This window comes from Paraburkholderia xenovorans LB400, from assembly GCF_000013645.1.
Taxonomy (GTDB): Bacteria; Pseudomonadota; Gammaproteobacteria; order Burkholderiales; family Burkholderiaceae; genus Paraburkholderia; species Paraburkholderia xenovorans.
Genome location: NC_007952.1, coordinates 2,967,429 through 2,982,210, shown reverse-complemented (window position 1 = coordinate 2,982,210; position 14,782 = coordinate 2,967,429). Strand labels below are relative to the sequence as shown.

Here is a 14,782-nt window from a genome sequence, read left to right as displayed (position 1 = left end):
TTCATGATTTCAATGCCTCGTTGTGCAATACGGCAATCGCCTCGTTGGCGATGATCTGCTCTTCGTCGGTGGGCAGCACGAGCACCGTTATCTGGCTGCGGGCGCTGCTGATCACGCACGCATTGCTGTCGTTCGCGTCGCGATCGAGTTCGATGCCCAGCCACGCGAGGCGCTCGCATACGGCAAGGCGCACGGCGGGTTGATGCTCGCCGATTCCGGCCGTGAAGACGAGGCTATCCAGGCCGCCCAGCGTGGCGGCGAGCCGCGCGGCCTCGCCTGCAATACGAAAGGCGAAGAGTTCCAGCGCTTCGCGGGCCTCCGGCCGGTGGCTCGCTTCCAGTTCCCGGCTGTCCGCGCTGATGCCGGAGACACCGAGCAGACCGGACTGCTCATACAGCATGTGCTCCACTTCCTTGACGCTCAGACCTTGCTGTTCGAGCAGATGCAGCACGACGCCCGCGTCGAGCGCGCCGCATCGCGTGGCCATTGGAATGCCGTCGAGCGTCGAGAAGCCCATGCTCGAGTCGCGACTCGCGCCGTCCTCGAATGCACACAGGCTTGCGCCGCTACCTAGGTGGGCTGCGATGACCTTGCCGCTTGCGAGTTGCGGAAACTGCAGTTCGAGCTGGCCGTGAATGAACTGATAGGACAGCCCATGAAAGCCGTAACGCTTGATGCCCTTGTCGAAGAGCCCGCGTGGAATCGCGAAGCGCTGCACGAGAGCGGCTTGCGTGCGGTGAAATGCCGTGTCGAACGACGCGGCCTGCAACAGATGAGGCCGAAGATGCCGGATCGCACGAATCAGCCGCACGCTCTGGGGCTGATGCAGCGGCGCAAGCGGGACCAGTTCGGTAATCGCCGCAAGCGTTTCGTCGGTGATGGCGACGGGGCCGGCGAAGCGATCGCCGCCATGCACGACGCGATGACCGACCGACACGAGATCGTCGAGCGAAAAATGCGTGGCGAACCAGCCTAGCGTTTCGTCGAGCACGTCGTGCAGATCTTCGGTGACGGCAGACTGCAGTGCGATGTCTAACGTCTCGCCGCCGTTCACGAGGTGCAACTGCAAGGGCTTATGCCGGAAATCGATCATGCCCTGGCCGATTCTCGTGGCTTCACCGGCAACAACGCGGAACAACCCGATCTTGACCGTCGAAGAGCCGGGGTTGAAGGTGAGGAGAAGCGGGGCGTTCATGATTGAAGCAGATCGCCCATGCTGCTTTCGGCGACGAGCCTCGCAAGCGCGACCGATGCGAGGCGTACCCGCAGGCTATCGGCGCGGCTCGTCAGGATGACCGGCAGCCGCGCGCCGACAATGAGACCCGCGGCGTCGGCGCCGGCAAAATACACCAGTTGCTTCGCCAGCATGTTGCCGGCTTCCAGATCCGGAACCAGCAGGATGTCCGCCTGGCCGGCCACCGGCGAGTGGACACCCTTGGTCGTGGCCGCGGCGAGGCTGATTGCATTGTCAAAGGCGAGCGGGCCGTCGACGAGAGCGCCGCTTATCTGGCCGCGTGCGGCCATCACGGTGAGCGCGGCCGCGTCGAGTGTGGTCGGCATGGCCGGATTGACGGTTTCAACGGCGGCGAGCACGGCGACTCGCGGCTGCTCGACGCCCAGAACATGCAGCAGGTCGATCGCGTTCTGGCAGATGTCGCGCTTCTGCGCGAGGGTCGGCGAAATATTGACCGCCGCATCGGTGACGATCAGCGGTTTGGAGTATGCGGGCACATCCATCGCATAGACATGGCTGATGCGCCGGCCGGTTCGCAGGCCCGATCCGGAAGCGACGACCGCGGAGAGCATTTCGTCGGTGTGCAGCGAGCCCTTCATCAACGCGGCGACCTTGCCGGCCGAGCCGAGTTCGACGGCGCGCGCGGCGGCTGCGTGGCTGTGCGCGACCGCCTCGATTGTGATGCCCGCGAGGCTCACCTGAGCGGCTTCGGCGGCGGCGCGGATTTTTGCTTCAGGCCCGATGAGTACCGGATCGAGCAGGCCTTCGTCACGCGCCTCGAAGACCGCCTGAATCACATCCGGTGAACAGGGATGCACGACAGCCGTGCGCAGTGCGGTATGGTTGCGCGCTTCGCGGATGAACGCCTCGTAACGATCGTGCCGGCGCACGGTCACTTCAGGCTGAAGCGTGGGATGCCAGACAATCGGCGCGGACGGTGCGATCACCGTGGCCGTGCCGAGCAGGACAATGTCGCCCTTCTGGTTCGTGCAGCGCGTGTCGAGCAGGACAATCCGTTTGTCGGGGCGCTTTTCCTTCACGGTTACCGTGGCGGTGATCGTGTCGCCCGGCGTCACCGGACGGCGGAACTGCAGGTCCTGATCCAGATAGATCGTGCCGGGGCCCGGCAGCCGGGTGCCGAGCAGCGCGGAGATCAGGGCGCCGGTCCACATGCCATGAACGACGATATGGCCGAACATGTCGGTCGAAGCGAAGCTCGCATCCGTGTGTGCGGGATTGACATCGCCCGAGACAGCGGCGAACAGATCGATGTCGAGTTGCCCCGCTGTCCTCACGAGCGACGCGGATTCGCCAATCGCCAGTTCGTCGAAGGTCCGGTTGTGCAATAGCAGATCGTTCACGATTCCCCCTAGTGCTGGAAAATGTAGGTGCCTGGGGCATCCGGAAGCTCGTCGGCGCTCGGGTCGGCGCCGATGGCCGGTGGCGCGACGAGCTCCGGGCTCGACCTGGCTTTGAGCCAGTCGGACCAGACGGGCCACCACGAGCCTTCCTGCTGCGTGGCAGCGGCCGTCCATTCATCGGGGCTCACGCGCAGATCGTCGGCGGTGGTTTCCCTGATTCTGAATTGCCGGTGCGGATGGCCCGGCTCGCTGACGATCCCCGCGTTGTGACCGCCGCTCGTCAGCACGAAGGTGATTTCCGTGTCGGACAGATCATGAATCTTGTAGACCGAACGCCACGGCGCGATGTGATCGCGCTCGGTGCCCACCACGAACATCGGCACCCGGATGTTGTGAATCGAAACCGGCCGCCCGTTCACCTGATACCGGCTGGACGCGAGGTCGTTGTTGAGGAACAGCTGACGCAGATATTCGGAGTGCATGCGGTACGGCATGCGGGTGGCATCCGCGTTCCAGGCCATCAGATCGATCATCGGCGCGCGCTCGCCCAGCAGGTAGTCGTGCACGATCCGCGACCAGATGAGGTCGTTCGATTGCAGGAGCTGGAACGCGCCGGCCATTTGATGCGCGCCCAGATAGCCCTGCGACCACATCATGCTTTCGAGGAAATACACCTCGCTGTCGTCGATGAAGAGCTCCAGCTCGCCAGGCTCGGTGAAATCCGTTTGCGCCGCGAACAGCGTGACCGATGCCAGCCGGTTGTCGCCCGAGCCTGCCATTGCTGCCGCCGCGATGGACAGCAGCGTGCCGCCGAGGCAATAGCCGGTTGCGTGGATCTTGTGGTCCGGGACGATCTTCGAGACGGTGTCGAGCGCGGCCATCACGCCCAGTTGCCGGTAGTCATCGAGGCTGAGGTCGCGGTCGTCGGCGTCGACGTTGCGCCACGAGACGCAGAACACGGTGTGTCCCTGCCCGACCAGATAGCGGATCAGCGAGTTATGCGGCGACAGGTCCAGGATGTAGTACTTCATGATCCACGCGGGAACGATCAGCACAGGCTCGGCAACCACCTCGTCAGTCGTGGGGCTGTATTGGATCAGCTCGATCAGGTGATTGCGAAAGACAACCTTGCCCGGCGTCGCGGCAAGATTGACGCCTACCTTGAACTGTTCGAGGCCTACGGGCGGCGTTCCGCTCGCCTCGCGCATCGCGTCTTCAAGCGCGTTGCGTGCACCCTGAACCAGGCTCATGCCCGCTGTCGACATGGCGCGCTGCGACACCTCCGGGTTGGTGAGCAGAAAGTTGGTAGGCGCGAGCATATCGAGCAATTGGCGCGCGACGAACGACACGACGTCTTCATGATGATGAGTGGTGCCGGGCACCTCGCGCGTGGCCGTATTCCACCATTGCTCAGTGAGCAGGAATATCTGCTGCCACAGCCGGTATGGTTCGGTCTGCCATGCCTGGGCGCGAAAGCGGTCGTCTTTCGGCGACGGTTCCGCCAGCGTGGGGGCGTACACGCCGGAGGAGACATGGGCAAGATAGTCGGCGATACGTCGCGCGTTCAACGCGCACAGCGACGCGAGTTCCAGTTGCTTGCCGGGCGCCGCCGCGAGATGGATAAACCAGTCGGAGAGTGCTGCGCCGAGCGCGGCGGGCGACAGACCCGCCGTCAACCGCGCGGTCATGGCTTCCTTGGCGTGGTCCAGTTCCCGGAACGGCGCGGCAGAAGCGGAGACGGCAGAACTGTCCGGCACTGCATGATGTTCTGCGCGAGGTTCTGCGAGAGCCGGCTTGGAGCGAGTGTCCATCTGAGTTCCTTTTGATTGCCCTGCGCGCGGCGGCATGGCCGAACGAACTGGCGACAGCAGGACAGCTATTGCGGAAGAATGGCGGCGAAACGAGGACTGCCTGTGACAGCAGCCGTTCCCCGACACGACGATATTGCGGGCGCCTTCAGGAGCGTGCTCTTATGCTCCATGATTGTGCGCCGCAACAAGATCGTGAGTGTTGACTGTAGCGTTGCCCTAAACGTCGCCGTTGATCTGTGTCAAGAGACGATCGGGCGGCTTTTTTCCCGCGCAAGGTGCAGGTGAACGATAGTTTTTATAGGGGACCCTGCTGCCTTGATTCCGTCATATTTGCGCTGTACGGAAGGTGTCGCGAGCGGCAATTCAACGCGCTCGACGAGCGCGGGTCCGTGCCTTGCGGACCTGGTGCGGTTAGCCGATGGAATTCGTCTCGGGCATGGACATGGGGCCCGCGGCAGAAAGCGTGGAAACGGCGTCGTTGGGCGGCAAAGGGCGAGGCTTTCGCGTCGGGTCGGTCGCGACGAAGGTGAGGGTGGCCTCCGTCACCTTGACGACGTCGGCCGCCATGCCCATGCGTTGAGCGAAGACCTCCACGTTGACGGTGATCGACGTGCGTCCTTCGCGGACGATATCCGCATAGAAGCTCAGGAGATCGCCGATAAAAACAGGCTGCCTGAACGTGAACGAATTGACCGCGATGGTGACGACGCGGCCGTTCGCGCGCCGGCTGGCGGGAATCGATCCGGCAATATCGACATGCGACATGATCCAGCCGCCGAACACATCGCCATGTACGTTGGCGCTCGACGGTTGAGGCACGACGCGCAGCACGGGCATCGCGTTGGCGGGAAGACGTTCTGGGAATGAGGAAGCGGGCATGGCGGGCTCGTGTCGTAATCGTGTCGTAAGTGAGCCGGAAGCGGCACGGCAGCGCCCGGCTCCGGCAGATCTCGGGCTCAGCGCACCACACGCGTCAGCCAGTGCGCGTAGCGTTCCGATTTGCCGGCAACCGCGGCGAAGAACGTTTCCTGCAGCGACGCCGTGATCGGTCCACGCTCGCCGTTGCCGATCACGCGATCGTCGAGTTCGCGAATGGGCGTGACCTCGGCTGCCGTGCCGGTGAAAAAGGCTTCGTCGGCGCAATACATTTCGTCGCGGGTAATACGCTTTTCGACGAACTGAAGGCCCTGATCCCGCGCGATTTCAATCACCGACGCGCGCGTGATGCCGTCGAGGCACGACGCAAGGTCCGGCGTATACAGCACGCCGTTGCGCACGATGAAAACGTTCTCCCCGGCGCCTTCGGACACATAGCCTTCCGTATCGAGCAGCAAGGCCTCGTCGTAACCGTTACGGGTGACTTCGCGATTGGCCAGAATCGAGTTGATGTAGTAGCCGCTGGCCTTGGCGCGGACCAGCGACACATTCACATGATGGCGCGATAGCGACGACGTCTTGACTCGAATGCCGCGCGCGAGTCCTTCCTCGCCGAGATAGCTGCCCCAGGGCCACGCGGCGATGCCGACGTGAACGGTGTTGCCGCGCGCACCGAGGCCCATCTGTTCGCTGCCGAGCCATACGAGAGGACGCAGATAGCATGCTGCCAGCTGATTGCGGCGCACCACTTCCAGCTGCGCGTCGCGAATCGTCTCCACGCTGAAGGGGATGGCCATTTCGAAGATCTTCGCGGAATTGAAGAGTCTTTTCGTGTGGTCGTCGAGCCGGAAAATCGCCGGACCCGCGGCGGTTTCGTATGCCCTGACGCCTTCGAATACCGCCATGCCATAGTGGAGCGAATGCGTCAGAAAGTGGAGTTGCGCATCGCGCCACTGCACCAGTTCTCCATCCAGCCAGATCACGCCATCACGGTCATGCATTGTCGATTTCATAACGCCTGTTCGAAAGGTTGAGAAAATGAAACGGGCGGCGCGCCGGCCGCATCGGCGCGGTATTCGGCAAGCCAGCGTTCGCGCTTCGTTGCCGCGGCGAGCACATTGCGCTCCTTGACGTGACCGAAGCCGCGAATCTCGTCCGGCAGATTGGCGAGTTTCATTGCCGCGTCGAAGCGGGCGGTGTCGAGCGTTGCGCAGAACTCGTCGACCAGCGCGAAGTACTGTTCGATCAGCTCACGCTCGTTGCGCCGCTCTTCTGTCTTGCCGAATACGTCGAATGCCGTGCCGCGCAGGAACCGGAATTTTTCGAGCACGCGGAACATCGTGAGCGTCCATTGCCCGAAGCGTTGTTTTTTCAGGTGGCCGTGTTCGTCGCGTCTGGCGAGCAATGGCGGCGCGAGATGGAACGCGAGCTTGTAATCGCGGCCCGGCTCGCCTTCGAACTGCGCGCGCAGCTTGTCCATATAGGCCGGGTCCGCATAGAGACGGGCCACTTCGTACTCGTCCTTGTAGGTCATCAGTTTCGCCAGATTGCGCGCGACCACCGGCGTGAGACGAGCCTTCGACCCGCGCGCGACAGCCGCTTCCTTCGCGCGCAGCTGCTCTACGGCTTCGACATAGCGCGCGGCATAACGCGGGTCCTGATAAGCGCTCAGCCGTTCGACGTTGCGCTCGATCAGCCGGTCCAGCGATTCGGGCAACTGCACGACAATGGCCTGCTGCTTGCCGGCTGGCGGCGTAAAAATATCCACGGCGGCTTCGCCGTGCTGCGCGACATAGCGGCCCCACTCGAACGCCAGCCGATTCTTTTCGACGGCCACGCCATTCAGCTCGATCGCGCGATCGAGACTTTCGTAGCTGAGCGGTAGCCAGCCGCGTTGCCACGCGAAGCCGAGCAGCAGAGGATTGGCATAGAGCGTGTCGCCTAACAGCGCGAGCGCGAGACGATTGGCGTCGATGAAGTCGCAGTCTTCGCCGATGCTTGCGCGCAGATCCTGCTGTGTCTGATCGGCCGGAAAACTCCAGTGCGGATCCCGCACGAACTGCGCGGTCGGCGTGGCGCCGCTGTTGACCGCCGCTTTCGTCAGGCCGCGCTGCGTGCGTGCCAGCACCTCGGCGGAAGCGGAGACGATCGCATCGCAGCCGAGAATCAGGCGCGCTTCACCGGCCGCAATCCGCGTGGCGTGCAATTGCTCGGGGGCCGCGGCGATCTGCACATGACTGAGCACGGCGCCGCCTTTCTGTGCGAGCCCGGCCATATCGAGCACGGTGACACCCTTGTTTTCGAGGTGGGCCGCCATGCCGAGCAAGCCGCCGATCGTCACGACGCCGGTTCCACCCACGCCTGTCACCAGCACGCCATACGGTTTGGATAGCGAAGCAATCGTGGGTCGAGGCAGCGCGGCGAAATCGGGCAACGCGGCCGTGGTCGAATGTTTAACGGGTTTTTTCACCTGAGCGCCTTCCGCCGTGACGAAACTCGGGCAGAAGCCTTTCACGCACGAAAAATCCTTATTGCACGACGACTGGTTGATTTTGCGTTTGATACCGAGCGACGTTTGCAACGGCTCGACCGACAGGCAGTTCGATTCCACCGAGCAGTCGCCACAGCCTTCGCACACGGCGTCGTTGATAAAAGCGCGCTTCGCCGGATCGGGATAGGTGCCGCGTTTGCGGCGCCGGCGTTTTTCGGTCGCACAGGTCTGGTCGTAGATCAGGATCGACGTACCCGCCACCTCGCGCAACTCGCGTTGCAAGCGGTCGAGTTCGTCGCGGTGATACACCTTCACGCCTTCTGGAAGGCGAACGTTCGCGTCGTATTTCTCCGGCTCGTCGGTCACGATCAGCACGTGCTTCGCGCCTTCGGCAACGACCTGAAACGCGATCTGCGGCACGGTGAGCACACCGTCCACCGGCTGGCCGCCGGTCATCGCAACCGCGTCGTTATAGAGCACCTTGTAGGTGACGTTCGCGCCGGCCGCAATCGAAGCGCGAATCGCGAGCAGACCCGAATGAAAATAGGTGCCGTCGCCCAGATTGACGAACACGTGACGCTCGTTGGTGAAATGCATCTGGCCGGTCCACGCGACGCCTTCGCCGCCCATCTGGCTGAAGGTTTCCGTCTTGCGATCCATCCACATCGACATGTAGTGGCAGCCAATGCCGGCCAGTGCGCGCGAGCCTTCCGGCACGCGTGTCGACGTGTTGTGCGGGCAGCCCGAACAGAACCACGGTTGCCGCTCCGTCACGGAACGCGGCGTGGCCGCCTCGCGCTCCTTGGCCTCGATCACGGCAACGCGCGCATCGATCCGCGCCCGCAGGTCGGCGGGCAAATCGGCTTTGGCGAGGCGCCGGGCGATCGCTTTCGCGATTAGGGCGGGCGACAGTTCGTAGTGCGCGGGCAGGAGGGTCTGGCCGCGCGGCACCGACCATTCGCCGCCTGCGTCGTCGCGCTGGTCGAACTTGCCGAACACCTTCGGGCGCACGTCGTCGCGCCAGTTATAGAGCTCCTCTTTGAGCGCATATTCGAGAATCTGGCGTTTTTCCTCGACCACCAGAATTTCATCGAGCCCGGTTGCGAAGTCGCGCGCGTTCTGCGCGTCCAGCGGCCATACGCAACCCACTTTCAGCACGCGTATGCCGATGCTTGCGCAGGTTTCGTCGTCGAGCGAAAGGTCGGCGAGCGCCTGCCGCACGTCGAGATACGCCTTGCCGGCGGTCATGATGCCGAGGCGCGGATTGGGGCTGTCGATCACCACGCGGTTCAGCCTGTTAGCGCGAATATAGGCGAGCGCCGCATACCACTTGTAGTTGAGCAGGCGCGCTTCCTGCGCGAGCGGCGGATCGGGCCAGCGGATATTCAGGCCGCCTTCGGGCATCTCGAAGTCGTCCGGCAGGACGATCTGCAAGCGGTCCGGGTCGATGTCGATCGACGCGCTCGATTCGACCACGTCCGTCACGCATTTCATCGCGACCCACAGACCCGCGTAGCGGCTCATGGCCCAGCCGTGCAGACCGTAGTCGAGATACTCCTGCACGCTTGCCGGATACAGCACCGGAATCCCGCTCGCCACGAACATGTGCTCGGATTGATGCGCAACCGAGGACGACTTCGCCGCATGGTCGTCGCCCGCTAGCACCAGCACGCCGCCGTTCGGATCGGTGCCGGCGGAATTCGCGTGCTTGAAGACATCGCCGGTGCGATCCACGCCCGGTCCCTTGCCGTACCACATGCCGAATACGCCGTCGACCTTCGCGCCCGGCCAGAGATTGAGCTGCTGCGTGCCCCACACGGCGGTCGCCGCGAGATCCTCATTAACCCCCGGCTGGAATACGACGTCGTGTTCCTTCAGATGCTTCTTCGCTTTCCATAGACCCTGATCGAGCGCGCCGAGCGGCGAGCCGCGATAGCCCGACACGTAACCCGCGGTGTCGAGGCCGGCGCGGCGGTCGCGCGCCTTCTGCAGCATGGGCAGCCGCACCAGCGCCTGCGTGCCGCTCATATAGACGCGGCCTTTTTCCAGCGTGTATTTGTCGTCGAGCGATACGTCGGCAAGCGCGTCAAGTAGCGGCGGCGTTAGCGGGGCGTTCATGGTGAAGTCTCCGGCGGCTTTATTGGAAGCGGAGTATAGGAAGCGGAATTTCCAACGTAAAATCACGAATACCGAATCCTGCTATTCGAAAAACAGATGTCAAAAGACGTTACCCTGCGGCAGATGCGTTACTTCGTGGCGGCAGCCCAGAGCGGACAGTTCTCGATGGCGGCGACGGCCGAGCACGTGTCGCAATCGGCGATTACCAATGCCGTGCTTGCATTGGAGGAAACCCTGGGTACGCGGCTCTTCGAACGCCTGCCCCAGGGCGTCACGTTGACGCCAGACGGGCACGATTTTCTGAACCACGCAAGGCACATACTCGATTCGGTGCGCGACGCGGTCTACAAGGCGCCGTTCCGCTCGCACGATCTGAAAGGCACCGTGCGCATTGCGGCTTCGTATACGGTGCTGGGCTATTTTCTGCCGGAATTGATGGCGCGGTTTCGCGCGACGTACCCCGACATCGTGATCGATCTGCTCGACCTGGACCGTGAATCGATCGAACAGGCCGTGCTCGCCGGCAACGTCGATCTCGGCGTTGTTCTGCTATCGAATGTCGAAAATATCCGGCGTTTCCGCCACCATGTGCTGATCCGCTCGCGCCGGCAGTTGTGGACCTCGCCTACCCATCCGCTCGCGCAGCTCAACGCGCCTTCGCTCGCGGATATCGCAAGTTATCCGTACATTCTGATCACGGTAGACGAAGGTGAGCAATCCACGCTGCGTTACTGGAAGCAGAATGATGTCGAGCCGAATATCGCGTTTCGCACCAGCTCGATGGAGGCGTTGCGCGGTCTGGTCGCGCATGGCTTCGGCGTGACGATTCTGTCCGACATGGTGTTTCGTCCGTGGTCGCTGGAAGGCAAGCGGATCGACGCGCGGCCGATTCTCAACGCCATTCCGCAGATGGATGCGGGCATGTTATGGCGCAAAGGCGCGACGCTGGATACGCCGGCAGTGGCGTTCCAGCAGTTCCTCATTCATGCATGCGGGAGTTGAAAGCCGGGCGTGATCCGGCGGAGGAAAATGACGGCGAGGTGCCCGAATCGATGCTGGCGAATCCTGCCATATCTGTTTTTCGCATGCCCAGGCGGTGGTTTTTCCTCTGCGCCGACAGTGACCGGCTCGCGCCGCAAACCCGCGCCGACATGGCCAGAGCCGGGACGCACTATAATCGGCCGGATGCATCGATTCATTGAGAATCGGTCGACGACCTTCCGCCTTCCGTCATGCCCAAACAGAGAGCCAGCAAACCCGTTCAGCCTGCATTGCGCAGCCGCAAATCCCCGCAGGGATCGCCCACCGTGCAGGACGTCGCGCGTCTCGCGAAGGTGTCGGTCGGCTCGGTGTCGCGTGTGCTCAACGGCCGCGAGAATGTGGCGCCGGCCATTCAGGAGGCGGTGCGCGCCGCGGTGGCGGAGTTGAATTTCGTGCCGAACGTGGTGGCGCGCAGCATGCGCAAGGGCAGTTCCAGCGCGATTGGCTGCCTGATTTCCGACATCACCCAGCACACCGCCGCACAGATGGTGAGCGCGGCCGAAGAGCGCCTGCGGGCTAGGGGCTTCGAGATTCTGATCGCCAATTCCCATTACGATCTCGAACGCGAACGGGCCATTCTGTCGAGTCTCAAGCAGCGCCGCATCGACGGATTCATCGGCGCGATTTCCGACGACGAGACGCCTTCCTATTTCAACTTCCTGCATACCCTGAATATGCCCGTCGTGCTGTGGGAGCGCGACGCCCAGGGCGAGTTCAATTCGGTGCTGACCGATCACGCCGACGGCTGCCGTCAGGCCGTGCGCTATCTGGCTTCGCTCGGCCATCGCTCCATTGCGCTCGTGGCCGGCCACGAAAACACGTGGGTGGGCCGCGAGATGGTGCGTGGCTATCAGGCCGCGTGCGAGGCCGCCGGCATCGCGCCCGATCCGAAGCTCGTGCTGCGTACCAGCGCATTCGACAAGGACGTCTGCCGCGCGCTGCTCACCGGTCCCGGGCGGCCTACCGCCATCATCGCCACGTTGAACGACGTGGCTATCGTGCTCGAAGTCGTGCGGGAAACTGGGCTGTCCATTCCGGCCGACCTGTCGGTGATTTCCATCGGCGAGCACGAGTATTCGGGAATCGCGTCGCCGGCGTTGACCGTGGTGACGCAAAACCCGCGCGACGTCGGCGGCGAAGCAGCGGACATGATGTTGCAACTGATCGACGGCTCCGCGCCGTCCGGCATTCGCCGCTCGAAACATCCCATGCGGATGATCGTGCGCGAGTCGTGCGGCGCGCCTCCCAGCCTGACGCGCCGCAAAAAGCGCTAGCCGGATTCGATTCCCAGGGTTTGTCCGACCGCAAAGTTGCTTGACAGCGGGTTTTTCGTCGCCGACATTGCGTGCATGGCGTGTATGAATCGATTCACCGAACTCGGGACGCGATATGGACGACAGAAAAAACGGGTTACAGTCGAGGCGGGACAACGACGAGGGAGGCGGCCGCGCAGGCCGTCGACGGTTTATGAGAACTGCGGGCGTGCTGGCCGGCGCGGTGGCGACCGGACTCGGTCTTGATGGCTGCGGAGACGGCGGGATCAGCGCCGCGTCCGCGCAGAGCGTGGGTGCGCAGATTCCGGCGATCGTGCCCGCGCAAACCGCGCTGGTGATCATGCATTATCAGACCGACATTCTGGGGCTCTTTCCGTCTGTCGCGCCCACGCTGCTCGCCAACACGCGCAAGTTGTGCGATGCCGCGCGGGCCAAAGGCGTCAGCGTCTACTTCGCGAAGATCCAGTTCAGTCCGGGCTATCCGGAAGTCAGCCCGTTGAACAAGAACGGGCAAGGGCTCAAGCAACTCGGCCTTTTCATCAATGACAAAATCGCGCCGGAGCTCGGCCAGCAGGCCAGCGAACCGCTCATCATCGGGCATCGTGTCAGCGTGTTTTTCGGCACCGATCTGCAGGCGCGGCTTTCCGCGCAGGGTATCGATACGCTGATCATGGCCGGCATTGCGTCGACCGGCGTCGTGCTCTCGTCGGTCGGCTATGCCAGCGACGCGGATTTCCGCTTGTACACCGTGAAGGATTGCTGTTACGACCCGGACCAGGTGGTGCACGATCACCTCTTCTCCACCGCATTCGATTCGCGCACCACGGTGCTGTCGCTCGCCGACGCGTCGTTGCTGCTCGCCTAGAGCAGCCGCAACACGCGCCGAACCTGCCAGCCAGGGTTTCCGATATTTTTGAAAAGTTGACTCTCCGCGCCAACCTCACTATTGTCTGTGAATCGATTCACTAAAATATACTGGGTAGCGCGGCATTGAAAAAGCAGAGGATTTCATGACTTTCAGCAACAGGCGACGACAACTCCTCCGTGCGGGCGCCGCAGGCATGGCGGGGCTTTCGCTGCCGCTCGCATTCGAAGGCCGCGTTTTCGCGGCGCAGGCAGGAGTGCTCTCGGTTGCCATTCCGAGCAATCCGCAAACGCTCGATCCGATCAACCAGCCGAATCACGATGTGATGGCGATCAACCAGTTGATCTTCGAGAATCTGGTCGGCATCGACGCGCGCGGTCAGCGGGTCCCGCAACTGGCGCGCGCCTGGACGATTTCGCCTGACAAACTGACGTACACATTCGATCTGCAGCGCGGCGTGAACTTTCAGAACGGCCAGCCTTTCACGTCCGCCGACGTGAAATACAGCTTCGACTACGTGCTGAATCCCGCGAACAAGGCGTTCCGCCGGCCGTTCTGGACCGTGATCGATTCGGTCAGCACGCCGGATGCGAATACCGCCGTGATCCGCCTCAAGCGTCCTTACCGGCCGTTGCTCGACTACATGTCGAAGTACATGGGCATTTTTCCGGTAGGCAGCCGCGAGCAACACCCGGCCGACTATTTCAAACAGACACCGATCGGCGTCGGCACCGGCCCGGCGATCTTCGTGCAGTCCAAGGCGAACGACTTCGTCGAACTGAAGCGCAATCCGGCTTACTGGGGCAAGGGCGAGCCGCATTGGGACAAGGTGGTGTTCCGCATCATTCCGGAAGAATCGTCGCGGCTTGCGTCGCTGATGTCGGACCAGACGCAGATCATCAGCGCGCCGCCGGCCCAGACGTTCGCGCAAATCCGCACCTCTGCGGGCCTCGCGGGCGACAGCCGTCCATCGCCGACCAGCCCGCTGATGATGTGCCTGAACCACCGCAAGGCGCCATTCGACGACCCGGCGTTTCGCCGAGCCGTTTCGCTCGTGCTGGATCGGGGCAAGATCTGCCGCGATCTGTGCTACGGCGCGGTGAAGGCGAGCAGCATGCCGTTTGCGCCGGAGTCGCAGTGGTACGACGCAAGCTCGGCCGGAAGCCTGGCGTTCAATCTGGAGCAGGCGCGAGCGGCGTTGAAAAGCTCGAAATACGCGAGCGGCGCGTCGTTCGATCTGCTGTACGTGCAGCCTGCGTATCTGATCGATACATCGTCCACCGCGCTGTTCATTCAGGCGCAACTGGCGTCGCTGGGTGTGCGCGTCAATTTGCGTCCGCTCGATTTCGGGCAGATGATCTCGCAGGTGCTGGTCGGCAACCACGCCGCGGCGCTGACCGGTTTCATCGCGCCGCCGGAGCCGACGTATCTGCTCAATGCGCTGTTCCGGCCGACCGAAAGTCTCTGGAAAGCGAGCGGCTACGAGAGCGCAGAATTGCTGAAGCTGATCGACGACAGTTATCGGGTCGACGATCCTGCCGCCCTGAAGCCGATTCTCGCGAAACTTCAGCAGGTGCTGGCGCGCGACTGTCCGGCGGTCTGGATCGGCGCGCTGGAAGTGCAGAACCTGTGGCGCAGCAACGTGAAGGATTTCCAGGTGAACACCGGCTTCTCGCTGAAGCTCGACAACGTCTATCTCGCGAAGGCATGA

Annotated in this window: 10 protein-coding genes; 4 read left to right on the top strand and 6 right to left on the bottom strand. The window is 63.0% G+C overall.

Features of this window, described 5'->3' with window-relative positions; genetic code table 11:
• Nucleotide 1: 1 nt before the first annotated feature.
• From BXE_RS35075 to BXE_RS35050, 6 genes are all read right to left on the bottom strand, one after another.
• Nucleotides 2–1,195: an acetate/propionate family kinase gene (locus BXE_RS35075; RefSeq protein WP_011492865.1), complete on the bottom strand. Its 1,194-nt coding sequence runs from the start codon at nt 1,193–1,195 to the stop codon at nt 2–4.
• The gene (locus BXE_RS35070) at nt 1,192–2,595 is read right to left on the bottom strand and encodes a bifunctional enoyl-CoA hydratase/phosphate acetyltransferase (RefSeq protein WP_011492864.1); all 1,404 of its coding nucleotides are present in this window, start codon (nt 2,593–2,595) and stop codon (nt 1,192–1,194) included. Before BXE_RS35070 ends, BXE_RS35075 begins: the two co-directional genes overlap by 4 nt.
• Before the next feature lie 8 nt (nt 2,596–2,603).
• Nucleotides 2,604–4,406, bottom strand: coding sequence for a PHA/PHB synthase family protein (locus tag BXE_RS35065; protein ID WP_011492863.1), 1,803 nt, complete (start codon nt 4,404–4,406; stop codon nt 2,604–2,606).
• 411 nt (nt 4,407–4,817) lie between these two features.
• Complete coding sequence (locus BXE_RS35060; RefSeq protein ID WP_011492862.1) at nt 4,818–5,285, bottom strand: acyl-CoA thioesterase; 468 nt, start codon at nt 5,283–5,285, stop codon at nt 4,818–4,820.
• Nucleotides 5,286–5,362: 77 nt separating this feature from the next.
• Nucleotides 5,363–6,295, bottom strand: a complete 933-nt coding sequence (locus BXE_RS35055) for a branched-chain amino acid transaminase (RefSeq protein ID WP_011492861.1) — start codon at nt 6,293–6,295, stop codon at nt 5,363–5,365.
• On the bottom strand, nt 6,292–9,891 hold the full coding sequence (locus tag BXE_RS35050; RefSeq protein ID WP_011492860.1) for an indolepyruvate ferredoxin oxidoreductase family protein: 3,600 nt from the start codon (nt 9,889–9,891) through the stop codon (nt 6,292–6,294). Before BXE_RS35050 ends, BXE_RS35055 begins: the two co-directional genes overlap by 4 nt.
• Before the next feature lie 96 nt (nt 9,892–9,987).
• Here BXE_RS35050 and BXE_RS35045 point away from each other — a divergent pair, with 96 nt between their 5' ends.
• The 4 genes from BXE_RS35045 (at nt 9,988) to BXE_RS35030 (ending at nt 14,782) form a co-directional block, all read left to right on the top strand.
• Entirely contained in the window at nt 9,988–10,893 is a 906-nt protein-coding gene (locus tag BXE_RS35045; RefSeq protein WP_011492859.1) for a LysR family transcriptional regulator, read from the top strand.
• 230 nt (nt 10,894–11,123) lie between these two features.
• Entirely contained in the window at nt 11,124–12,206 is a 1,083-nt protein-coding gene (locus tag BXE_RS35040; RefSeq protein WP_011492858.1) for a LacI family DNA-binding transcriptional regulator, read from the top strand.
• 193 nt (nt 12,207–12,399) lie between these two features.
• A complete protein-coding gene (locus tag BXE_RS35035) occupies nt 12,400–13,071 on the top strand; it encodes an isochorismatase family cysteine hydrolase (RefSeq protein WP_011492857.1) in 672 nt (223 codons plus the stop codon).
• 145 nt (nt 13,072–13,216) lie between these two features.
• Complete coding sequence (locus BXE_RS35030; RefSeq protein ID WP_011492856.1) at nt 13,217–14,782, top strand: ABC transporter substrate-binding protein; 1,566 nt, start codon at nt 13,217–13,219, stop codon at nt 14,780–14,782.